General features: G+C 62.2%; 16 protein-coding genes. 10 read left to right on the top strand and 6 right to left on the bottom strand.

Going from position 1 to position 22,426, the window contains the following annotated elements:
* Nucleotides 1-3: 3 nt before the first annotated feature.
* From AD668_RS12805 to AD668_RS12830, 6 genes are all read right to left on the bottom strand, one after another.
* On the bottom strand, nt 4-828 hold the full coding sequence (locus AD668_RS12805; protein WP_053159216.1) for an SDR family NAD(P)-dependent oxidoreductase: 825 nt from the start codon (nt 826-828) through the stop codon (nt 4-6).
* Between the two features lie 29 nt (nt 829-857).
* Nucleotides 858-1,274, bottom strand: coding sequence for a MaoC family dehydratase (locus tag AD668_RS12810; RefSeq protein ID WP_053159218.1), 417 nt, complete (start codon nt 1,272-1,274; stop codon nt 858-860).
* Between the two features lie 14 nt (nt 1,275-1,288).
* Nucleotides 1,289-1,729 carry a MaoC family dehydratase N-terminal domain-containing protein gene (locus tag AD668_RS12815; RefSeq protein WP_053159220.1) on the bottom strand — a complete coding sequence of 147 codons (441 nt, stop codon included), beginning with the start codon at nt 1,727-1,729 and terminating at the stop codon, nt 1,289-1,291.
* A 30-nt stretch (nt 1,730-1,759) separates the two neighbouring features.
* A complete protein-coding gene (locus AD668_RS12820; RefSeq protein WP_053159221.1) occupies nt 1,760-2,944 on the bottom strand; it encodes a lipid-transfer protein in 1,185 nt (394 codons plus the stop codon).
* 27 nt (nt 2,945-2,971) lie between these two features.
* Complete coding sequence (locus AD668_RS12825; protein WP_256220659.1) at nt 2,972-4,072, bottom strand: acyl-CoA dehydrogenase family protein; 1,101 nt, start codon at nt 4,070-4,072, stop codon at nt 2,972-2,974.
* 279 nt (nt 4,073-4,351) lie between these two features.
* Nucleotides 4,352-7,183 carry a LuxR C-terminal-related transcriptional regulator gene (locus tag AD668_RS12830; protein ID WP_053159225.1) on the bottom strand — a complete coding sequence of 944 codons (2,832 nt, stop codon included), beginning with the start codon at nt 7,181-7,183 and terminating at the stop codon, nt 4,352-4,354.
* A 216-nt stretch (nt 7,184-7,399) separates the two neighbouring features.
* Between AD668_RS12830 and AD668_RS12835 the strand changes: the two genes are divergently transcribed.
* The 10 genes from AD668_RS12835 (at nt 7,400) to AD668_RS12880 (ending at nt 22,308) form a co-directional block, all read left to right on the top strand.
* Nucleotides 7,400-8,203 carry an enoyl-CoA hydratase/isomerase family protein gene (locus AD668_RS12835; RefSeq protein ID WP_053159227.1) on the top strand — a complete coding sequence of 268 codons (804 nt, stop codon included), beginning with the start codon at nt 7,400-7,402 and terminating at the stop codon, nt 8,201-8,203.
* Nucleotides 8,204-8,257: 54 nt separating this feature from the next.
* Nucleotides 8,258-9,814, top strand: a complete 1,557-nt coding sequence (locus AD668_RS12840; protein ID WP_053159229.1) for a long-chain fatty acid--CoA ligase — start codon at nt 8,258-8,260, stop codon at nt 9,812-9,814.
* A gap of 4 nt (nt 9,815-9,818) precedes the next feature.
* The gene (locus tag AD668_RS12845) at nt 9,819-11,342 is read left to right on the top strand and encodes a long-chain fatty acid--CoA ligase (protein WP_053159231.1); all 1,524 of its coding nucleotides are present in this window, start codon (nt 9,819-9,821) and stop codon (nt 11,340-11,342) included.
* A 239-nt stretch (nt 11,343-11,581) separates the two neighbouring features.
* Nucleotides 11,582-12,721, top strand: a complete 1,140-nt coding sequence (locus AD668_RS12850) for an acyl-CoA dehydrogenase family protein (protein ID WP_053159234.1) — start codon at nt 11,582-11,584, stop codon at nt 12,719-12,721.
* Nucleotides 12,722-12,749: 28 nt separating this feature from the next.
* Nucleotides 12,750-13,958, top strand: a complete 1,209-nt coding sequence (locus AD668_RS12855; RefSeq protein ID WP_053159236.1) for a lipid-transfer protein — start codon at nt 12,750-12,752, stop codon at nt 13,956-13,958.
* A gap of 186 nt (nt 13,959-14,144) precedes the next feature.
* The gene (locus AD668_RS12860) at nt 14,145-15,977 is read left to right on the top strand and encodes a DUF1302 domain-containing protein (protein WP_053159239.1); all 1,833 of its coding nucleotides are present in this window, start codon (nt 14,145-14,147) and stop codon (nt 15,975-15,977) included.
* Nucleotides 15,978-16,020: 43 nt separating this feature from the next.
* Nucleotides 16,021-17,388, top strand: coding sequence for a DUF1329 domain-containing protein (locus AD668_RS12865; protein ID WP_053159859.1), 1,368 nt, complete (start codon nt 16,021-16,023; stop codon nt 17,386-17,388).
* 130 nt (nt 17,389-17,518) lie between these two features.
* On the top strand, nt 17,519-19,711 hold the full coding sequence (locus AD668_RS30190; protein WP_053159241.1) for a LuxR C-terminal-related transcriptional regulator: 2,193 nt from the start codon (nt 17,519-17,521) through the stop codon (nt 19,709-19,711).
* 132 nt (nt 19,712-19,843) lie between these two features.
* The gene (locus AD668_RS12875; RefSeq protein ID WP_053159861.1) at nt 19,844-21,196 is read left to right on the top strand and encodes a coniferyl aldehyde dehydrogenase; all 1,353 of its coding nucleotides are present in this window, start codon (nt 19,844-19,846) and stop codon (nt 21,194-21,196) included.
* 29 nt (nt 21,197-21,225) lie between these two features.
* Nucleotides 21,226-22,308, top strand: a complete 1,083-nt coding sequence (locus tag AD668_RS12880; protein WP_053159242.1) for a Zn-dependent alcohol dehydrogenase — start codon at nt 21,226-21,228, stop codon at nt 22,306-22,308.
* The last annotated feature ends 118 nt before the right edge of the window (nt 22,309-22,426 follow it).

Below are 22,426 nucleotides of genomic sequence, written 5' to 3' on the forward strand. Positions count from 1 at the left end.
GGGTTATTGCAGATTGCCAGCGACGGCGATGGTCTGCGCCGTGATGTAGTTCGATTCCGGCGAGCAGAACAGGTACACGGCGTCGGCCGCTTCCTTGGTGGTGCCGGGGCGACCCAACGGGTTGCGCTGGGCGAACGACTTGGCCGCTTCCGGGCTGATGCCGACCCGAATGTCACGACCTTCGATGTTCACCGTGGCGCCGGCATGGGCGTCGGCGCTGGTCATGCGGGTTTCGATGAAACCGAAAGCCACCGCGTTGACGTTGACCTTGAAGCGGCCCCATTCCCGCGCCAGGGCACGGGTCATGCCCAGCACGCCGGCCTTGGCCGATGAGTAGTTCATCTGCCCGGCGTTGCCGTTGAGGGCTGAAACAGAAGAGATGTTCACCACTTTACGGAACACTTCGCGTTCTGCGACGGCGTCTGCCTGGGCTTGCGCCTTGATGATCGGGTAGGCGGCACGCAGGATGCGGAACGGTGCGGTCATATGGCAGTCGAGAATCGCGTACCACTGCTCGTCGCTCATCTTCTGGATCACATCGTCCCAGGTGTAGCCGGCATTGTTGACGATGATGTCGATGCCGTTGAAGTGGTCCATCGCAGTCTTGATGTAGCGCTCGGCGAAGTCCGGGGCGCTGACGTTACCGTGGCAGACAGCGGCTTCGCCGCCCATCTTGCGGATCATTTCAGCGGTTTCGTGGGCCGGGTCGGCGTCGAGGTCGTTGATCACGATGCGCGCGCCTTCGCTCGCCAGTTTCAAAGCGATCTGCTGGCCGATGCCACGACCGGATCCGGTGACCAGTGCGATTTTGCCGTCAAGTTTTGCCATGGGTGTTGCTCCTCGATTATTGGGATTGTTTACAGAGCGATCTCAGCGTCACCAACAATTTTGGTGTCGCCGTATTGATTGGTGGTGCGCACTTCAACCTTGATGCGTGGCTCGCCGTCGACTTCAAAGCACTCGACCACGGTGCCGGTGCAAGTGATCTGGTGGCCCAGGTGGGTGATGCCGAGAAAGCGCACGCCGAACTCGCGCAACTGGCGCTGATCGACCCACTGGGTCAGCAGTCGACCGAGGTAGGCCATCGACAACATGCCGTGGGCGAACACGTCGGGCATCCCGGCCTTGCGCGCGTAATCGGTGTCGATGTGAATGGCGTTGTAATCACCCGACGCACCGGCAAACAACGCCAGGGTGGTGCGGTTGATCGGTGGCAGGGCCAGCGGTGGCAGGGTGTCGCCGACGTTGATCTTTTCCAGGCTTATCGCGTTCATGCTTGTTCTGCGCCTCAGCTGTTGCGTTGCACGAGCACGCTGCGCAAGTCTGCGACGTGCTCACCGTGTTGATTGGTGACTCGGGTTTCGCGCACCACGAACTCCAGGGCACCGCCTTTCTTGTCGTAGATGTCGGCGATGCGCACATCAAAGCGCAGGGTGTCGCCGGCATAGGCCATGCGGTGATAACGGAACGACTCTTCACCGTGCAGGATGCGCGCGGTGACGATGCCCAGCTCGTCGCGCCAGGTGTTGGACGGGATCTGGAACTCCAGCGAGAACAGGAAGGTCGGCGGCAGCGGCAGGTTGGGATAGCCCGCGTCGCGAGCGGCCTGGTCATCGAAGTAGATCGGGTTGGTTTCCCCGGTGGCCTTGGCGAAGAAGCGCAGTTGCCCGGCTTCAGCGGTGGCGAGGAACGTGGGCAGTTGTCTGCCGATGTGCTTCTTGTCGATCATCTGAGTGACTCCTCTTCAATGCCGGCGGCTTCAGTGTTTCTGGTACACGGTGACGACGCAGGCACCGCCCAGGCCGAGGTTGTGTTGCACGGCGATACGCGCGTCCTGCACCTGGCGTTTGTCGGCGGTGCCGCGCAATTGGTGGGTCAGCTCGTAGCACTGCGCCAGGCCGGTGGCACCCAGTGGGTGGCCCTTGGAGAGCAGGCCGCCGGACGGGTTGGTCACCCACTCGCCGCCGTAGGTGTTGTCGCCGTCGTTGACCAGTTGCTCGGCGCCACCTTCGGCGCACAGGCCCAGGCCTTCGTAGGTCAGCAGCTCGTTCTGGGCGAAACAGTCGTGCAACTCGATCACGTCGATGTCTTTGGGCCCGATGCCGGCCTGGTTGTAGGCGATGTCGGCGGCCATGCGCGTCATGTCGAAACCGACCACGCGGATCATGTCCTTGGCGTCGTAGGTGCTCGGCAGGTCGGTAGTCAACGCCTGGCCGGCCATCAACACATCGGTGCGCAGGCCGTGCTTTTTCGCGAAGGCTTCGGAGACCACGATGGTCGCGGCGGCGCCGCAGGTTGGCGGGCAGGCCATCAAGCGGGTCAGTACGCCTTCCCAGAGCATGGGCGCAGCCAGGACTTCTTCGGTGCTGACCACGTTGCGGAACACCGCCAGCGGGTTGTTGGCCGCGTGGCGGCTGGCCTTGGCGCGGATCTTGGCGAAAGTTTCCAGTTGGGTGCCGTACTTCTGCATATGGGCGTAACCGGCACCGGCGAACTGGCGGATCGCGGTGGGCAGGTCGGGCATGCCGACCAGTTCGTTGGTCAGCGTGAGGGCGCGCTCGGTGGCCGGGGCACGGTCGGTCCAGGCGGATTTGAGCGCACCCGGATTCATCTGCTCAAACCCAAACGCGAGGGCGCAATCCACCGCACCGCTGGCCACGGCCTGACGGGCGAGGAACAGTGCGCTGGAGCCGGTGGCGCAGTTGTTGTTGACGTTGATCAGCGCGATTCCGGTCATGCCCACGCGATACAGGGCTTTCTGGCCGCAGGTGGAGTCGCCGTAGACGTAACCGGCGTAGGCCTGCTGGATGTCGCGAACGTCCAGGCCGCAATCGGCCAAGGCCAGGCGAATGGCTTGTTCACCCATGATGTCGTAGGGCTCATTGGTCCCCGGTTTCTTGAACTGGATCATGCCGACGCCAGCCACGAACACTTTTTGGCTCATCGTTGTTTTCCTTGCTGTTTGAGAGATTCAGAGCTTGCGCGCGATCATTTCGCGCATGACTTCACTGGTGCCGCCGTAGATGCGGTTGACGCGCATGTCGACGAACGCACGGGCAATCGGGTACTCCATCATGTAGCCGTAGCCGCCGTGCAGCTGGACCATGTCGTCGATGCATTTCCACAGGGTTTCGGTGGTGTAGAGCTTGGCGATGGCCGCTTCTTCGAGGGTCAACCGGCGGCGCATGTGCTCGCCCAGGTAGTAGTCGACCATCACCCGCATGGCGGTGGCTTGAGCCTTGATGTCAGCGAGCTTGAATTTGCTGTTCTGGAAGTCCCACACGGTCTGGTTGAAAGCCTTGCGGTCCTTCACGTAGTCGAGGGTCTGCTCCAGCAGACGCTCGAGCTTGGCGGCGGCGGACACGGCGATGGAGAAACGTTCCTGGGGCAGTTCGCCCATCAGGTAGACGAAGCCCTGGCCTTCTTCGCCGAGGCGGTTGCCCACCGGCACGCGCACGTTGTCGAAGAACAGTTCGGCGGTGTCCTGGGCGTGCTGCCCGACTTTCTCCAGTTTGCGACCGTGCTTGAAGCCGGGGCGATGGGTTTCCACGGCGATCAGGCTGATGCCCTTGGCGCCAGCGGCCGGGTCGGTCTTGCACACGACGATCACCAGATCGGCGGTCAGGCCGTTGCTGATGAACGTCTTGCTGCCATTGATCACGTACTCGTCGCCATCGCGTACGGCTGTGGTGCGCACGGCCTTGAGGTCGCTGCCGGTACCGGGCTCGGTCATGGCGATAGCGAGGATGGTTTCGCCGGAGCAGATGCCCGGCAGCCATTGCTGTTTCTGTTCGTCGTTGCCGCAACGATTGATGTAGGGGGCGATGACGTCGGAGTGCATGCCGAAGTAGGCACCGCTGATACCGGCCCGGGCGAACTCTTCGTTGAACACTGCGCAGTGGCCGAAATCGCCACCGCCACCACCGTATTCCGTGGGCAGGGTGATGCCGAGCAAGCCTTCGCGGCCGGCCTTGAGCCAGGTTTCGCGGTCGACTTGACCGGCCTTGTCCCACGCGGCCTGACGGGGCAGGCATTCACGCTCGAAAAAACGGCGCACGGTGGTGCGGAACATTTCATGGTCGTCGCGGAAAACGGTTCGGGCGATGTGCACGCAAGACTCCTCATCGATGGCAGGCCGGCAATGGGCCAGGCGCCTGTGGATGAGCCTTACGATAGGTGGGGGGCATCGGGCGAACGCCACCCGAGGTGGGTGGCGGGCTGGAAATTCAGTGTTTGAAGCGGACACAAGTTCTGTAGGAGCTGGCTTGCCAGCGATGGCGTCCGGGAGATGGCCGCAAGACTTGAGGCCCAATCGCCAGCAAGCCGGCTCCTACAGTGAGGGCGTTTTGCGTTAAGTGCCGGGGGGGGCGACGTTGCCCTGCGACTCCAGATCACGCACCCGCGCCACTGCTTCATCGCGGCTGCTGACGCCGAGCTTGCTGTAGATATGGCTCAGGTGCCATTTCACGGTTTCCGGGGACAGCCCCAAGGCACGGGCGATTTTCTTGTTGGGCAGGGCCTGGGCCAGCAGGCGCACGACTTCGATTTCCCGCTCGCTCAAGGGCTCGATCCCGGCCGCCAGCGGTTTGCTGGTGGTCGTGGTGGTCGGTTTATCCTTCGATACGGCGGGTGCAGTTACGTCGGCCGCTTGCAGCCGCTCGACATAGAATGCCAGCACCGGGTCGAGAGTCTCGCGGCTGGCGATGTCGCCAATCAGCTTCAGCCCATCCTGATGGGCATCGAGCAGGCTGCGGACCAGGCCGAAGCGCTGCCCACGACGCAAGGCTTGCATTATTTTGTCTCGCGCCAGCTCATGATTGCCTCGCTCGGACTCGATCACCGCCCCGAGCACCAGCAGACGCACCGTGCCAAGTTGGCGTCGGTGGCGCTCGCAGGTCTCGATCAGTCGTTCGATGCGCTTCGCCGCACCCTCCAGGTCGCCTTGAGCCAGCTGCCAGCGAATGCGGGCGTTCTCGGTGAGGATGTGGATTTCCTTGAGCGCCGTCTGCCCGGCGTCCGGGTGCCGGGCATCGATGGCCTCCAGACGCGTCAGTTTGGCGTGTGCCGCCGCCGATTCACCGAGGATCAGCAACCAGCGTACCTGCCAGGTCAGGCAATACGCTTGCAGGCGTTCCAGGCCGAGCTTGATCGCGTACTCGTCCAGCCGTTCGACAAACGCCAGCGCTTCCTGCTGATTGCCTGCCAGCCATTGCACATTCCACAGCACTTGCAGCACGCGCAGTACCGAGTCGGGGATCGAGATCCGCTCCAGGATATCGATCCAGCCTGACAGCAGTTTAAACGCCGCGTCGACGTCATTGGTTTCGTAGAGCACTTCGCCCAGCAGCGCCGCGGAGAGGTACGTCGCATCGGCACCGGCCTTGCCGCAGTGGCTGGCCTCATGCAGCACATCGCGATAAACCCGTTCCGCCTGGGTCATCTGGCCTTCGAGCGCCAGGCTCAGGCCGATCATGCAGCGCCCTTGCAGGCTGCCCGCCGTGGTGCCCAGCAGCGGTTCGCCATTGATCAGCAAGGCAGGGCGGTCGAGTTGCACCTGCCGGGCCTTTTCGTATTCGCCGCGGTGCATGTACAGCCAGGACAGGATGTTGGCGCAAGATCCGATGGCAACGCTGTTGCTGCCGGGTGGCGGGTTGAGCAGTTGCGGCAGCACCGACATGGCCGCGACGGTGTCATCGCGTTGCAGCGCCAGGGACGCCCGCAGCAACGAGATCATGAAACGGTCATGCACTTCGCTTTGGGGAACATCGCGGAACAGCTGTTCGAGGCTGTTGGTGCAGGCATCGAAGTCCCGGGCATAGAGTTGCATCCGTGCCTTGAGGATCCGCAGTTTGACCCGCGCCTGTACCTGCTCGACCGGCAGCAGTCGAACCAGTTCGATCAACATGCGCAAGTCGCCATGGGCATACAGTGCCTCGGCGTTCTGCTCCACCAGGTCGGCAGCGGCCGATGGATCGCCACCCATCACCGCATGGTGCACCGCTTCATCCAGGTAACGATGGTCACGGAACCAGTTCCAGGCACGGACGTGCACCACTTGTTGTTCGGCCTGGGTGCGCGAATCGAAATACTTGAGCAGGGTTTCGCGCAGCAGCGGGTGCAGGCGATACCAGGTTTCACGTTCGGTGCTATCCACCGGAATCAGGAACAGGTTGTCGCGTTCCAGGCGCGCCAGCAGTGCGTTGGCCTCGGCGACCGCTTGCGGGTAGCCACTGAGCGCTGCGCACAACGAGGCGCAGAAGCGGTTGCACACCGCCATGAGTAACATCAGGTCGAGGTCTGTCGGCGACAGGTGGGATAACACTTCGATTTCAAAAAAACTGGCGAACGCCTGATTGTCCCGCACCTGCGTCTGCACGGAGATGGCGCCTGGCGCCTGCGGCGAACGCTTCTTTTTGTGGCTGACGGCAAGCAGTTGCAGACCTGCCACCCAGCCATCGGTCAGCTCGTGCATCTGCCTGGCGTCACGGGCATTGATCTCGCCCAGTTGCGCTTTGAGGAACTGTTCGGATTCGGCCGGGGTGAAGCGCAAGTCGCGCAGGTTCAGTTCCAGTACCAACGCCTGGCTGCGCAACCGCGCCAGGGACAAAGGCACGGCACTGCGCGACACCAATGCCAGGTGCAGGTTGGCCGGCGCGTAGTCGATCAGCCATTGCAGGGCCTGATGAATGCCTACGTCGGTCAGGTGGTGCAGGTCATCGAGCACCAGCACCAGTTCGCGGCCACGACTGGCAATGCTGCGCACCAGGGTGATGACCGTGCGTTCCACCGCCTCGCTGTCGATACCTCGACCTTCCAGCTGGGTCGCTTCGCGCACCAGGGTGGCGTCGATCTGGCCGAGGCTCGCCAGCAGGTAGTCGATAAACCGGGTCAATTCGTTGTCGTCGGCCGACAGCGTCAGCCACGCCACATCGAAACCCAAGGGTAACAGCGCCTGCCGCCAGGCAATCAGCGTTGAAGTCTTGCCGCAACCGGCCGGGCCCTTGAGCACGATGCAGCGCTGGCGGCGGGCCTTGAGCATTTGCTCCTGCAGGCGCTCGCGGGAAATCAGGCGCCCGGTGCCGCGCGGCGGAATCAGTTTGGTACTGACGATCGGCGACTGTGTCGGATTCAAGACCTGGCTCGCGAGGGTGTCCGATGCATTGGACTTGCGGTGTTTGTCCATGGGGTTGTCCGAATCATTTTTGTTTTATGGGTGCATTGAATCCAATCGAGTGTAACCCACAGCCCGACGGTCATGACCCCGACTTCGGCATCCGCCACCCGATGCGGGTGGTCGTCGTCGATTCGCCGATTGGTCTACTGGACGGCATAACAACAGGAGTGCCGCCTGGCCCTCCATCAGAACAGCGCAACAGCGGTGGAGCGCAGGAGTTAGCCCATGGCCATTCAGTTCAAGATCATCGATCACGTGGCGCTGATCACGCTCGATGCGCAACAGTCGGACAATGCGCTGAGCGCCAGCGACCTGATGCACCTGCGCAAGACCCTGGGCGCCTGCCAGGATGACGAACAGGTGCGGGTCATTGTGCTGACCGGTGCCGGAGAGCGAGCCTTTTGTTGCGGCGCAAGCCACAAGGAATCATTGCGGCCAGCGTCCGGGTTTGTCGCAGGGACACTGAAAAGCCGCGAGACCGAAGCCGAGGAGGGTGGCTACACGCGCCTCCTGGACCTCAGCGACCTGGACATCTGGAAGCCGATGATCGCTGCCGTCAATGGTGCCTGCCTGGGGGGCGGTCTGGAGTTGGCGCTGCAGTGTGATCTGCGGATCGCCGTCGACGCCGCCACCTTTGGCCTGCCACAAGTACGCGACGCGAGCATTCCGGTGGCGGGTGGCGTGCAATTGCTGCTGCGCGCGATTCCCGCCGCCCACGCCATGAAAATTGCCCTGACGGGAGAGTCGGTCAGCGCCCAGGAAGCCTTGCGCATCGGGCTGGTAATCGAGCTGCTGCCCCGGCAACGGTTGCTCCCGGCGGCCCTGGACCTGGCAGAGCGCATTGCCGCCAACGGCCCGTTGGCGGTGCAGTCGATCAAGCGCCTGGCTTTGCAAACCGCGCACCTGACACCCCGCGAGTTCGCCAGCCAGGCCCATCTTCACTGGGGTTTGCTGCGCGACAGCGAGGATCACGCCGAAGGGCGCATGGCCCTGGCCGAACAACGCTCGCCGAAATACACCGGCACCTGATTCGCGACACCGCTTGCGACCCTGCCTGACAACAATAATTTACAGGAGAGCCCCATGTATCTGACCCAAGGCCTGCACCATGTGCTGCAACAACGTCCCCACGCATTGGCGACTGTGTTTCGCGACCGCCGTCGCACCTATGCCGAGCTGGCCGAGCGCGTCGCTCGTCTGGCCGGTGCCTTGCAGCAACTGGGTATGCAGACCGGCGATCGGGTCGGTCTGCTGGGCCTGAATTGCGACCGGTTCCTCGAATATTTCCTCGCGACCTGGTGGGGGGGCGGCGTGGTCAATCCGGTAAACATCCGCTGGAGCGTGCCGGAAATCGTCTACTCGCTGGACGACTGCGATACCCGCATCCTGCTGATCGACGATACTTTTGTGCCCATGGCCGAAGGCATCGCCAGCACCGCCAGGGTGCGACCCTTGCTGATTTATATCGGCGACGGTCAATTGCCCGAGGGCATGTTGTCCTACGAGCAACTGATCCGTGACACGGCGCCTGTCGACGATGCGTTTCGTGGCGGCGACGACCTGGCCAGCATCATGTACACCGGCGGCACCACCGGTCGGCCGAAGGGCGTCATGCAATCGCACATGAACCTGTGGTCAGCCGCCGTGGCCCGGGCCGCCGATGTGCCGGTGCCGGCCGATGCCCTGACCTTGCACATCGCGCCGATGTTCCACCTGGCGGCGCTGTCGCGGGTGATCCTGATTTCGCTCCTCGGGCTGCCGAGCATCTTCGTTCCGGCCTTCGATGCGCTGGACGTGATGCGCACCATCGAGCGCGAACGCATTACCGACATTCTGATCGTGCCGACCATGTTGCAAGTGCTGATCATGCACCCGCAATTCGCCCAGCATGATCTGAGTTGCCTGCGCTGCCTGACCTATGGCGCCTCACCGATTGCCGTGCCCTTGCTGGAACTGGCGCTCAAAGCGCTGCCGAATGTCGAGTTCACCCAGGGCTACGGCATGACCGAAGCGGCACCACCGATTACCGCCAACGGCCCCGAGAACCATAACGCCGAAGGCATCGCCAGTGGCCGGTTGCGTTCGGCCGGACGGCCGGGGCTGGGGGTGATCGTGCGCATCGTCGACGAACACGACCACCCCGTACCGTGCGGCACTGTGGGCGAAGTGGTGGTGCGCGGCCCGAACATCATGCTCGGCTACTGGAACAACCCCGAGGAAACCGCCAAGGCCCTGCGTGGTGGCTGGATGCACACCGGCGACGGCGCCTACATGGACGAGGACGGGTATATCTACATCGTCGACCGCTTCAAGGACATGATCGTCAGCGGTGGCGAGAACGTGTATTCCGGCGAAGTGGAAAGCGCCATCGCCAGTCACCCGGCCGTCGCGGCCTGCGCGGTGATCGGCATTCCGTGTGCGCAATGGGGCGAGGCGGTGCACGCGGTGGTCGTGCTCAAACCGCAAACCCAAGTGGCGGGCGCGCAGATCATCGAGCACTGTCGCCGCCAGATCGCCGGCTACAAGACGCCCAAATCGGTGGAGTTCCGCACAGCGTTGCCGTTGTCGGGCGCGGGCAAAGTGCTCAAGCGCGATTTGCGCGAGCCATTCTGGGCCGGCAAGGATCGGGGGGTGAGCTGACAGCATGTTCATGACCCAATGCCTGCAACGTACGCTGCAACAGAACCCGGACCATGTCGCGACGATCTTCGGCGAGCGTCGCCAGACCTATCGCGCATTTGGCGAGCGGGTCGCACGCCTGGCCGGCGCCTTGCAAAACCTCGACATGGCAGCGGGGGACCGGGTGGGCATGCTGGCGCTCAACTCCGACCGTTACCTGGAATACATCATGGGCGTGTGGTGGGGTGGCGGGGTGCTCAATCCGGTGAATGTACGCTGGAGCGTGCCGGAGATTGTCTACTCGCTGGACGATTGCAACACCGGCATCCTGATTGTCGACGAGCATTTCGCTGGTCTGGCCGATGAGATCCGCAAGACGGCCCGACATGCGCCGCGGTTCATCTACGCCGGTGAGGGCGAAGTGCCGTTGGGCATGCTGGGTTTCGCGCAATTGATTGACCAGGCCACGCCGATTGAGGACGCCGGTCGTGGTGGCGAAGACCTGGCCTGCATCATGTACACCGGCGGCACCACTGGATTTCCCAAGGGTGTGATGCAGTCCCATTTGAACCTGTGGTCGGCGTGCATGCCGCGCATGGTGGACATGCCGCCGATACGCAGTGGCCTGTTGCTGCACGTCGCGCCGCTGTTTCATGTGGCGGGCATGGCCCGTGCACTGATCCAGTTTCTGGCCGGTGAAAGCCATGTACTGGTGTCCGGGTTTGATGCCCTGCAAACGTTGCAGATCATCGAACGAGAACGGGTCACCGAGACGCTGCTGGTGCCAACGATGATCGGTGCGTTATTGGCTCATCCTGACTTCGAGCGCTATGACCTGGGCAGCCTGAAACGTCTGACCTACGGCGCTTCGCCCAGTGCCGGTGACATGGTCGAGCAGGTACTCGAACGGTTTCCGGACATCGAGCTGTCGCATTCCTACGGACTGACCGAGGCCTGCCCGGTGGTGTCGAGCAACCTGCCGTGCAACCACACCCCAGAGGCGCGCATCAGTGGACTGTCGCGCTCGGTAGGGCGTGGCGGGCTGGGCGTCAACGTGAAGATCGTCGACCCGCAAGGCCACGAAGTTCCACGTGGCACGGTGGGCGAGATCATCGTGCGGGGTCCGAACATCATGCAGGGCTATTGGAACAAACCCGAAGAAACCGCCCAGGCGCTGCGCAACGGCTGGCTGTATACCGGCGATGCCGCGTGGATGGACGAGCAGGGTTACCTGTTCATCGTCGACCGGCTCAAGGACATGATCGTCAGCGGTGGCGAGAATGTGTATTCGGTGGAAGTCGAGAATGTCCTTGCCCGGCATCCGGCCGTGGCGATGTGCGCGGTGATCGGTATCCCCCATGCGCAGTGGGGCGAGGCGGTGCATGCGGTGGTGGTGCGCACGCCCGCTTCGCCCGTCGATGAAGCGCAATTGCGGCTGTTTTGTCGTGAATTCATCGCACCCTACAAATGCCCGAAAACCGTTGAGTTTCGTGACGAACTGCCACTCTCGGCGGCGGGCAAAGTCCTCAAGCGCGAACTGCGCAAATAACCCCAGCCCAATCCCCTGCAGGAGCGAGTTTGCTCGCGATGGACGCAACGATAACGCGTGCCGCCTGACAGTACGCGTCGTCCTTGCCTCCATCGCGAGCAAACTCGCTCCTACAGGGAGTCGTGTTTCAGGCCTTTGGTTTCGCTACCCGATCCGGGTGGCTTCATCACCACCCCCCAGCCATACAGTGGACTCACGAACCAGGCGCTCGTCTGTCTGGCAATCCACTGGAGATTCCGATGCACATCAACCGTACCGTCTACCGTGAAGACCACGAAATGCTGCGTGAAACCGCGCGGCGTTTCTTCGAGCGTGAATGCCTGCCCAAGCAGGCGCAGTGGGACGAAGCCGGGCAGGTCGACCGGGAAACCTGGCTCAAGGCCGGTCACCACAACCTGCTGTGCCTCACCGTGCCGACCGAGTACGGCGGCGGTGGCGGTGACTTTGGTCACTCGGCGGTGTTGATCGAAGAGTTGTACCGCGCCGGTGTGTCGGGTTGGAGCCTGGGCGTGCACTCGGACATCGTCGCCCCGTACATCGTGCGTCTGGGCACCGAAGAGCAAAAGCAACAATGGTTGCCAAAGGTCTGCTCCGGCGAAACCGTCCTCGCTGTCGCCATGACCGAGCCCGGTACCGGCTCGGACCTCAAGGCAGTCCGCACCACCGCCGTGCGCGACGGTGACGAGTGGGTGATCAACGGCAGCAAGACCTTCATCAGCAACGGCCTGACCTGCGACATGGTCGTGGTGGTGTGCAAGACCGATCCGAGCGCTGGCGCCAAGGGTTGCAGCCTGATCATGGTCGAGTGCAACCGCGAAGGTTTCCGTCGCGGGCGCAAACTGGAAAAAGTCGGCCAACACGCCGCTGACACTGCCGAGCTGTTCTTCGACGACGTGCGCGTGCCGGTCGGCAACCTGCTGGGTGAAGAGAACAAAGGCTTCATGCACTTGATGGAAGAACTGCCGCAAGAGCGCCTGGTGATTGCGCTCTACAGCGCCGCCAAACTCGAACGCCTGCTGGAGCAGACCGTCGAGTACGTGAAGGATCGCAAGGCGTTCAATCAGACTGTCTGGGACTTCCAGAACACCAAGTTCAAGCTGGCCGACATCAAGGCTCAGGCCACCGCCGTGCGCCTGACCATCGACCACTACATCGCCGAACACATGCGCCGCCGCCTGACCGTCCAGGAGTCGGCGATCGCCAAGTTGTTCGCCACCGAAACCCTGTGCAAATGCATCGATGACATGGTCCAGCTGCATGGCGGCTACGGCTACATGCTCGAATACCCGATTGCCCGTGCTTTTGTCGACATGCGCGTGACGCGGATTTTCGGCGGCACCAGTGAAGTGCTGCGCGAGCTGATCGCTCGCCAGTTGTGATCCTTCTCCTTCATTTTCAGGTGACACCATGAGCGAAAAAGTACTGGTTGCCGGCGTCGGCATGATCCCGTTCCGCAAGCCCAGCGAAAGCCCGACCTACGTGCAGATGGGGGCCGAAGCGGTGCGCCGCGCCCTCGCGGATGCGGGTATTGATTACAATCTGGTGCAGGAGGCGTACGCCGGTTATGTCTACGGCGATTCCACCTGCGGCCAGACCGTGCTGTACGAAGTGGGCATGACCGCGATCCCGGTGGTCAACGTCAACAACAACTGCGCCACTGGTTCCACCGCGCTGTTCCTGGCGCGCAAGGCCATCGAATCCGGCTCGGCCGATTGCGTGCTGGCGGTCGGTTTCGAACAGATGCAGGCCGGGGCATTGAAATCCCACTGGGATGACCGTCCGCCAACCCGTGAGCGCTTTTTGCCGATCCTGCGCGGGCTGACCGCCGATATGGATGGCATGCCCCAGGCCATCCGCACCTTCGGCGGCGCCGGTCGCGAGTACCTGCACAAATATGGCTGCAAAATGGAAACCTTCGCCGCAGTTCGCGCCAAGGCCAGCCGCCATGCGGCGAACAACCCGCTGGCGCTGTTTCGCAAGGTGCTCAGCGTCGAGGACGTGATGAACGACCCGGTGATTCTGCCGGGTGTGATGACGCGTTTGATGGCTTGCCCGCCGACGTGCGGCGGTGCCGCGGCCATCCTGGTGTCCGAGCGTTTCGCGAAAAAGCACGGCTTGCGCCGCGACGTGGAAATCGTCGCACAGGCCATGACCACCGACACCCCGGCATCTTTCAATTTCGAAAAACCCTCGATGCTCGATTGGGTCGGCACCCACATGACTCACGCCGCTGTCGGTCAGGTCTACGAGAAGGCTGGCGTCGGCCCGCAGGACATCGATGTTTGCGAACTGCACGACTGCTTCGCCCAGAACGAGGTGATCTGTTACGAGTCCCTGGGTTTTTGCCCGGAGGGTGGCGCCGAGAAGTTCGTCATGGATGGCGACAACACCTACGGCGGGCAGATCGTCATCAACCCGTCCGGCGGACTGCTTTCCAAGGGGCATCCGCTGGGCGCCACGGGCCTGGCGCAGTGCTACGAGTTGACCCAGCAACTGCGCGGCAACGCCGAACAGCGTCAGGTCGAAGGCGCGCGTCTGGCCATGGCCCACAACCTCGGTCTGGGCGGTGCCTGCGTGGTGACGCTCTATGGAAAAGTCAGTGGCGCGGCGCAGTGACCACGCTTTTTGCCAGGTGAATGTCACCGGGCGTAACGCCCGGGGCGCGCTGCGAAAACCGGGTTGTTACGCACTGGAAATACCCATTGAAAATGCTGGTTCAAATCACCCGTTCGGGTGTCAGGACCTTACCGGAGCCCCGCTAGCATGGGCGCACCAACACCTATCCTTAACCGGAGAAACCGCATGACAAAAACAACAATGCGCGGCGTCTTCCAGCCGAGTTTGCTGGCCGTAGCTGTAATGGTTGCAACGTGCGCGAGCCATCAGGCTCACGCTGTTGATTTCAACATCGGGGAGATTCAGGGCAAGTTTGATTCGTCGCTGTCGGTCGGCGCCAGTTGGTCGACGACGGATGCGGACAAGCAGTTCATTTCCAACTTCAACTCACAGGGTGTCACCGGTGGCGAGTCCGCCTCGCGGACCACCGACGACAACCGCCTGAACTTCAAGAAAGGTGAAACCTTCTCGAAGATCTTCAAGGGCGTGCATGACCTGGAATTGAAGTATGGCGACAGCGGCGCCTTCGTGCGCGGCAAGTATTGGTACGACTTCGAACTGATGGACGAGAGCCGTCCGTTCTACGATATCAATGACGCGGGACGTGATCGCGCAGGCAAGTCATCCGGGGCGATGTTCCTCGACAGCTTCGTCTACCACAACTACACCCTCGGCGATCAGGTCGGTAACGTGCGCCTGGGCAAGCAAGTGGTGAGCTGGGGCGAGAGTACGTTCATCGGCAACTCGATCAACAGCATCAACCCCATCGACGTTGCGGCGTTACGCCGTCCGGGCGCTGAAGTGAAGGAAGGCTTGATTCCGGTCAACCTGATTTACGTGTCCCAGGGCCTGGCCGACAACATCACCGCCGAAGCGTTTTATCAGCTGGAGTGGGACAAATCGGTGGTCGACAACTGCGGAACGTTTTTCGGCAACGACGGCGTACCCCAAGGTTGCAACGACCGCCTGGTGATTGCCGGTCTCGACCTGCCACCGGGTGCTGCGAGCAACACCGGCGGCCTGGCGGCCATCGCCGCCGGGACGGACGACGCCTTTATCCCGCGCCTCAAGGACAACGATGCCCGTGACAGTGGTCAATTTGGCGTTGCCCTGCGCTGGTTCGTGCCTGAGTTCAACGACACCGAGTTTGGCGCTTATGCACTGAACTACCACAGCCGTAACCCTTACCTGAGCATCAACCAGATGAGCAACCCGGCAGGTGGTGTGGCATCGGCCCGCAGTGCCCGTTACTTCATCGATTATCCGGAAGATATCCGCCTGTATGGCTTGAGTTTCCAGACCAACGTCGAAGGCGTGTCTCTGGGGGGTGAGGTCAGCTACCGGCCGAACATGCCGCTGCAACTGAACACCGCTGACCTGTTGTCCTCCGCGACCTTCGGCGCGACCTCACCGCTGATCACCACTGGCTTTGCCGGTCGTAACCTGGGGGGTGAAGTCAACGGCTACAAGCGCATGCCGGTGACCCAGGCCCAAGTGACTGCAACCCAATTCTTCGATCAGGTGTTGGGCGCCAGTCGCCTGACGGTGGTGGGTGAGGTCGGGTACAACCACATCAATGGCCTGGGCAAGGCCGACGGCACTGACCTGCGCTTCGGTCGCAGTCCTGCCTTCGGTTCCGGCGAATTGCCGGGCGCCGCCGGAGCGGCCACCTGCCGAGGCACTGCCGCAGGCACGCCGGCCGCCAGTAACCCGGCGCAGGAATGCAATGACGATGGCTTCTACACCAGCAACAGCTGGGGCTATCGCCTGCGCGGCAAGCTCGATTACCAGAACGTGATCGCCGGCATCAACCTGTCGCCGAACCTGGCCTGGTCCCATGACGTGTCTGGTTACGGCCCGAACTTCGATGAAGGCTCCAAAGCAGTCAGCGTCGGTGTCGATGCGGACTACCTGAACACCTACAACGCCAGCCTGAGTTACACCAACTACTTCGGTGGCGACTTCAACACCAACGTCGACCGCGACTACGTTGCGCTCAGCTTCGGCGTGAATTTCTGATGCAACTCTGCCCCAGAGGTACTTGTATATGAACAACCTGAACATGAACGCACGTATTTTCCTGCGCGCTGGCGCACTGAGTCTTTCGTTGCTGGCCAGTGGTGTGATGGCCGCTGTCTCGCCCCAGGAGGCCGCTCAGCTGGGAACCTCGTTGACCCCGTTGGGCGCTCAGAAAGAGGGCAATGCCAATGGCAGCATTCCGGCCTGGACCGGTGGCCTGAAGCCCGGTGCAGCGGCACTCGACAATGGCTTCCTGGGGGATCCGTTTGCGGGTGAAAAACCACAACTGGTGATTACCGCGGCCAACGTCGACCAGTACAAGGACAAGCTGACGCCGGGGCAGGTGGCGATGTTCAAGCGCTACCCGGACAGCTACAAGATCCCGGTATTCAAGACCCAGCGCACCGCCGCGTCGCCACAAAACATCTACGACATCGCGAAAAAAAGTGCGGTCACCACCGAACTGACTCCGGACGGTAACGGCCTGGTCAACTTCACCCAGACCCGCTACTACCCGTTCCCGATTCCGAAGAACGGTGTAGAGATCTACTGGAACCACACTAACCGTTATCGCGGTGGCAACATGGAGCGCCAGGCCGCGCAGGCCGCACCGCAAACCAACGGCTCCTACTCCATCGTCGAGTACGACGACAAACTGGCATTTCCGCAATTGATGGAAGGCGTAACCGGGGGCGAGGGCGACAACGTCCTGTACTACTACAAGCAGGAAATCACCGCGCCGTCACGCATGGCCGGCAGTGTGATCCTGATCCACGAGACCATCGACCAGGTCAAGGAGCCGCGCCTGGCGTGGGTCTACAACGCCGGTCAACGCCGTGTTCGACGTGCGCCGCAGGTGGCCTATGACGGTCCGGGCGCCGGTTCCGATGGCATGCGCACCGCCGACAACACCGACATGATGAACGGTGCGCCGGATCGCTACGACTGGAAGTTGATCGGCAAAAAGGAACTGTACATCCCGTACAACAACTACCGTTTGCAGTCGCCGAAAGTGAAGTATGACGACATCATCAAGCCAGGGCACATCAACCAGGACCTGACGCGTTACGAACTGCACCGCGTGTGGCACGTCGAGGCCACGCTGAAGCCGGGGCAGCGTCATGTCTATGCCAAGCGCGACATGTACTTCGATGAAGACACCTGGCAACTGGCGGAAGTCGACCATTACGACGGCCGTGGTCAGCTGTGGCGGGTGGCGGAAGGCTATGCGATCAACGACTACGAGCGCGGGGCGCCCAACTTCGCCATGCTCGGCATCTATGACCTGATCGCCGGTCGCTACAACGTGCTGGCGATGACCAACCAGTCCCGCCACGCAACGACCTACGGCATGACGGCGAAGATGACCGACTTCACCCCGTCGGCGCTGCGTAACGCCGGCATCCGCTGACTGTCCATCGTCGCTTGAATCAACGCCCTGTTCGCAGGGCGTTGTGCGTTTGTGCCCCCCTGATGTGGGTGGCGCGTGTTCAGTCGGCTGGCCCAATGATGAAGTCCTCTCTTCATCAGCGAGGTCCGTCATGCTTGTGCCACGGCCGCATCTGAGCAATCTACTCAAGCGCGAGCAACACCGCTTGCAACTGCTTAGCGCACCTGCCGGTTATGGGAAAACCGCGCTGGTGCATGAATATTTGCAAGGCCTGGAGCAACCCGGGCAAGTGGTGTGGTTGAGGTTGGGTGGGCGGGCGCAGACGCTGGAAAGTCTCAATTCGGCGCTGGCCAATGCATTTGGGGTGGCGGCGGATGCGGTGCTGGCGTTGCTCGGTTCAGGAAAGGTGGGGACTGAACCACCGCTATCGCGAGCAGGCTCGCTCCTGCATGGGAGTACGGTCAACTGCAGGAGCACGCTTGCTTGCGAAGAGGCCATTGCAAGCCATGAAGATTCAAAGATTCGACTGGTTTTCGACGACCTGCCAGCCGAGTTGCCCACTGATCTGAACCACTGGTTCGATCAACTCCTGTCCCTGCATAACCCTCACCTGCAAATACTGGTCACCTGCCGCCAACGCCCGGACTGGAACCTGCCGCGCCTGATGCTTGACGGCCAATTGCTGGATCTGCAGGCCAGACATCTGGCCTTGCGACCCGATGAGTTCGAGGCGTTGATTAATGCCATGGCACCTGACACCGACACCGCATCACGGGAAAGACTCTGGCACCAAACTGGCGGGTGGTGTGCCGGTGTTCGCCTGTTATTGCCACTGGCATTGGGCGATGCAGGGTCTTCGCTGCTCGGCCAATACCTGGACCGGGAGCTGTTGTCGCGCCTGAGCGAAGATCAGTTGGAGGTGTTGTGTGGTCTGGCGCATCTGTCCAAGGCCAGCGCCGAGCTTTGCGAGCAGCTCTGGGAAGGGCAGCAGGCCGGTCGGGTGTTCAACAGTTTGTTGCAGTGCCAGGCGTTTCTGGTCCCTGTCGATCATCAGCCCGGCTGGTTCCGCCTGTTGCCTTTGGTGGCTCAGGCCCTGCAAGGGCAATTGAGTCCTGGGCCGCTTAATCGCCTGCGACTGCGCGCCTGTCAGCTTCTCAGTGTACTGGGGCACGTCGATGATGCCGTCGAGCAAGCCCTGTGCGCCGATCAGCCGGAGGTCGCCGCCAACTACATGGAACGCCTGTGGCTCAGCTGGATTCTCGGTGAGCGGCACCTGAACACACTCATGGACTGGCGCGAACGCATCGAGCCGCAGCTGCTGCAAAGCAGTCCCCGTCTGATATACCTGTGTGCCAAGGCCCTGTTGTTCAGTGGCCGGCTGGATGAAGCCCAGGAGTGCCTGCTACGCTTGGGGCGCTTCGTGCCGCTTCCAGATCCGCAACGCAATCGGCGTCTGTTGGCCAACTGGCAGGGATTGTTCGGCACCCTGCACGCCTTGCGCGGCAACACTGAACAAGCCAGCCTGCACTGCCGCGCCGCGCTTGCAGTGCTGACCCACCAGGACTGGCTTTCGGTGTTGTTGTGTCATTGCATCCTGGCACGTATCGCCATGCAGACCGGCGATCTGACCGAGGCACAGGCGCTGTTGCAATCTTCGCTGGAGCTTGCCCGGCGCCAGGGCAGTCACGAATCGGAAGTACTGGTCAACACGGACCGGGTGCGGTTGATGATGCTGCAGGGCGAGCTGAGCCAAGCGCAAGCGTTGTTGCGCACCGAGCTAAAACGGATGACCGGCAACCGGACACAGCCCTGTTCGCTACTCGGTCGATTGATGTTCCTGCACGGCGAATTGCTGTTGCAGCTGGGCCATACCGGCGAAGCCGGGCAGGTCGTCCGGGCCGGGTTGGTGGCCGTACGTGACTGCTGCGCGCCGTTCGTACTCAATGGGTACTTGCTGTTGTCCGAGCTCGCTTCACGTAATCAGGAGCGGGAAAAGGCGCACTTGATGCTGTACGAAGCCGAGCGTCGAATGCATTGGGGCAAGATCGACAGCGCCTGCTACGAGGGGCCGATCACTGCCCAAAAAGCCCGGATTGCGCAACGTGAACAAACAGCGCCCACCCGCTTGAGCGTCGTGCCGGATTACCAGGACGACCTGACACCCCGCGAGCTTTCGGTGCTCAAGTTGCTGGCCGAAGGCATGTCGGTGCGGGAAGTCGGCAGCCACCTGTTCATTTCGCAAAACACCGTCAAGACCCACGCCAAGAACATCAACGTCAAGCTCGGCGCCTGCCGCCGCACTCAGGCAATCAACAGCGCCAAGGCCATGGGCATCCTCGCCTGAAATTGTGCTGCCCGGCGCCACCCACCTGATCCGGGTGGCGGCGTCTCGCCAGGAATGATCAACCATGCAGCCAGACCCCACGCATGGTTGCCTGAGCGCGGCCGCGGCCTGACAAAAACAAGAGAGGTAATGATGAGCGCCATCGAGAGTTCGCCGAGTACCGACATCCGCGCGATCCTGGAAAAACAGCGGGCGGCCTTCCTGGCTCGCGAACCCTACAGCTTCGAAGAGCGTTGTGAGTTGCTCGACCGGGCGATCGGCTTGCTGGTCAATCATGAACAAGAGATTGTCGATGCGTTGACGGCTGACTTCGGTCATCGCAGCCCCGGGTTCTCCAAGGGCAGCGAGGTGCTGTCGCCACTGGCCACGCTCAAGCAAACCAAAGCCGAGCTGGCTGAGTGGATGCGCCCGGAAAAACGTCAGGCCCGGGCCGGTGAAGCCTGGGTGCAATACCAGCCGTTGGGCGTGGTGGGCATTGTCACCGCGTGGAACGTGCCGGGCTACATGGTGTTCAGCGGCTTGGCCGGTGCCTTGGCGGCCGGTAACCGGGTGATGATCAAACCGTCGGAGTTCACCCCGCACACTTCGGCACTGATCGCCCGGTTGATCCGTTCGGTCTATGCCGAAGATGAAGTGGCGGTGGTCCTGGGCGGCGCCGAGGTCGGTCAGACGTTCTGCGGCCAGCCGTTCGATCATCTGCTGTTCACCGGCGCCACCAGCATTGGCAAACACGTATTGCGCGCCGCGGCGCAAAACCTCGTACCGGTGACTCTGGAGCTGGGCGGCAAGTCGCCGACCATCATTTCCCGTAGCGCCGATTTCAAGGATGCGGTGGCCAAGGTGGTCATCGGCAAACTGCTCAACGCCGGTCAGCTGTGTGTCGCCCCGGACTACGTTTTCGTGCCGCAGGAGTCGGTGCAAGCCTTCATCAGCGTGGCCAGGGCCGTGGTCGCCAGGTTCTTCCCCACGCTCAAGGACAACCCCGAGTACACCTCGATCATCAATGCCCGTCATTTCGAGCGTTTGCAGGGCTACCTGAAGGAAGCGCGGGAGGCCGGTGTCGAGCTGATCGAACTGAACGCCGCCGCTGAAGACTTCAGCGACGGTGCACGCAACAAGATCGTGCCGACCCTGCTGCGCAATCCCGGTGACGACTTGCAAGTGATGCAGGACGAAATCTTTGGCCCGCTGCTGCCGATCACACCCTACGAAACCATCACCGATGTGATCGCCCGGATCAACGCCCGGCCCCGGCCGCTGGCGCTGTATTACTTCGGCAACGACGCCGCCGAAGAAGCGCTGGTACTGACCCGTACCTGCTCCGGCGGCGTCACCCTCAATGGCGTGTTGAGTCATGCCAGCACCGAAGGTCTGCCGTTCGGCGGCGTCGGTCAGAGCGGCATGGGTGCCTACCACGGCATTGATGGCTTCCGCACATTCAGCCACGCCAAAGCGGTGTTGCGCTCAGCGGCCAACCCGGCCTGAACCCACAACATTCTTGAGAGAGAACTGCCATGAAAGCTGCCGTATTCCATCAAGTTGGAGCCCCCCTGGTCATTGAAGAAGTGGGCATCAGTAAACCGGGCCCGCGTGAGGTGTTGATCCGTACAAAAGCAGTGGGCGTCTGCCATTCCGATTTGCACGTAATCGATGGCTCGTTTCCGTATCCCGGCCCGCTGGTACTGGGTCACGAGGCCGCCGGGGTGGTCGAGCAGGTAGGCTCCGAGGTGCGCTCGGTCAAGCCCGGTGACCATGTGGTGACGTGCCTGACCGTGTTCTGCGGCCATTGCGACCACTGCGTCACCGGCCATCTGGCCCGCTGCGTGTCCCCGGAAACCAAGCGTGGCAAGGATGAAGAGTCGCGCCTGACTTACGTGCAAAAACCGATTCCGCAGTTCGTCAACCTGTCCGGTTTCGCCGAGCAGATGCTGGTGCACGAAAACGCCTGCGTGGCGATCCGCCGCGACATGCCGCTGGACCGCGCCGCATTGCTCGGCTGCGCCGTCACCACCGGCACTGGCGCGGTGTTCAACACCGCCAAGGTACGTCCGGGCGAAACCGTGGCCGTGATCGGCTGCGGTGGTATCGGCCTGGCCGCGATCAACGGTGCGGCGCTGGCGGGGGCAGGGCGGATCATCGCCATCGACATGCTCGACTCGAAGCTCGAGCTGGCCAAACAGTTCGGTGCCACCGACGTGATCAATGGCCGCGATGGCGACGCTGCCAAACAAGTGATGGAATTGACTCGCGGGGGCGTACATCACGCCTTCGAATGCATCGGCCTCAAGCAGACCGCCGAGCAGGCGTTCGCGATGCTGGCTCGCGGCGGCACCGCCACGGTGATCGGCATGCTCAAACCTGGCCTGAAAATCGAGCTGGACCCGTTGCAGTTGCTGCACGAGCGACGTATCCAGGGATCGCTGATGGGGTCCAACCGCTTCCCGGTCGACATGCCGCGCCTGGTGGATTTCTACATGGCCGGCAAGCTCAAGCTCGACGAAATGATTTCCCAGCGCATTCGCCTCGACCAGATCAACGAAGCGTTCGATGAACTGCGTCGCGGAGAGCTGGCGCGCTCGGTCATCGTTTTCGACTGATACGCCTCGTTACCCCTGTAGGAGCGAGCCTGCTCGCGAGGGTGTGTCAGTCGACAGCAATGCCGCTGATCCACCCTCGCGAGCAGGCTCGCTCCCACTTGGGGGATCAGAGGGATCA

This window comes from Pseudomonas sp. P1.8 (genome assembly GCF_001269805.1).
In the GTDB taxonomy this organism is placed as follows: domain Bacteria; phylum Pseudomonadota; class Gammaproteobacteria; order Pseudomonadales; family Pseudomonadaceae; genus Aquipseudomonas.

Coding starts and splice junctions, on each gene's coding strand:
- AD668_RS12805 (WP_053159216.1), bottom strand. CDS start 828: ATGGCAAAACTTGACGGCAAAATCGCACTGGTCACCGGATCCGGTCGT.
- AD668_RS12810 (WP_053159218.1), bottom strand. CDS start 1,274: ATGAACGCGATAAGCCTGGAAAAGATCAACGTCGGCGACACCCTGCCA.
- AD668_RS12815 (WP_053159220.1), bottom strand. CDS start 1,729: ATGATCGACAAGAAGCACATCGGCAGACAACTGCCCACGTTCCTCGCC.
- AD668_RS12820 (WP_053159221.1), bottom strand. CDS start 2,944: ATGAGCCAAAAAGTGTTCGTGGCTGGCGTCGGCATGATCCAGTTCAAG.
- AD668_RS12825 (WP_256220659.1), bottom strand. CDS start 4,072: ATGTTCCGCACCACCGTGCGCCGTTTTTTCGAGCGTGAATGCCTGCCC.
- AD668_RS12830 (WP_053159225.1), bottom strand. CDS start 7,183: ATGGACAAACACCGCAAGTCCAATGCATCGGACACCCTCGCGAGCCAG.
- AD668_RS12835 (WP_053159227.1), top strand. CDS start 7,400: ATGGCCATTCAGTTCAAGATCATCGATCACGTGGCGCTGATCACGCTC.
- AD668_RS12840 (WP_053159229.1), top strand. CDS start 8,258: ATGTATCTGACCCAAGGCCTGCACCATGTGCTGCAACAACGTCCCCAC.
- AD668_RS12845 (WP_053159231.1), top strand. CDS start 9,819: ATGTTCATGACCCAATGCCTGCAACGTACGCTGCAACAGAACCCGGAC.
- AD668_RS12850 (WP_053159234.1), top strand. CDS start 11,582: ATGCACATCAACCGTACCGTCTACCGTGAAGACCACGAAATGCTGCGT.
- AD668_RS12855 (WP_053159236.1), top strand. CDS start 12,750: ATGAGCGAAAAAGTACTGGTTGCCGGCGTCGGCATGATCCCGTTCCGC.
- AD668_RS12860 (WP_053159239.1), top strand. CDS start 14,145: ATGACAAAAACAACAATGCGCGGCGTCTTCCAGCCGAGTTTGCTGGCC.
- AD668_RS12865 (WP_053159859.1), top strand. CDS start 16,021: ATGAACGCACGTATTTTCCTGCGCGCTGGCGCACTGAGTCTTTCGTTG.
- AD668_RS30190 (WP_053159241.1), top strand. CDS start 17,519: ATGCTTGTGCCACGGCCGCATCTGAGCAATCTACTCAAGCGCGAGCAA.
- AD668_RS12875 (WP_053159861.1), top strand. CDS start 19,844: ATGAGCGCCATCGAGAGTTCGCCGAGTACCGACATCCGCGCGATCCTG.
- AD668_RS12880 (WP_053159242.1), top strand. CDS start 21,226: ATGAAAGCTGCCGTATTCCATCAAGTTGGAGCCCCCCTGGTCATTGAA.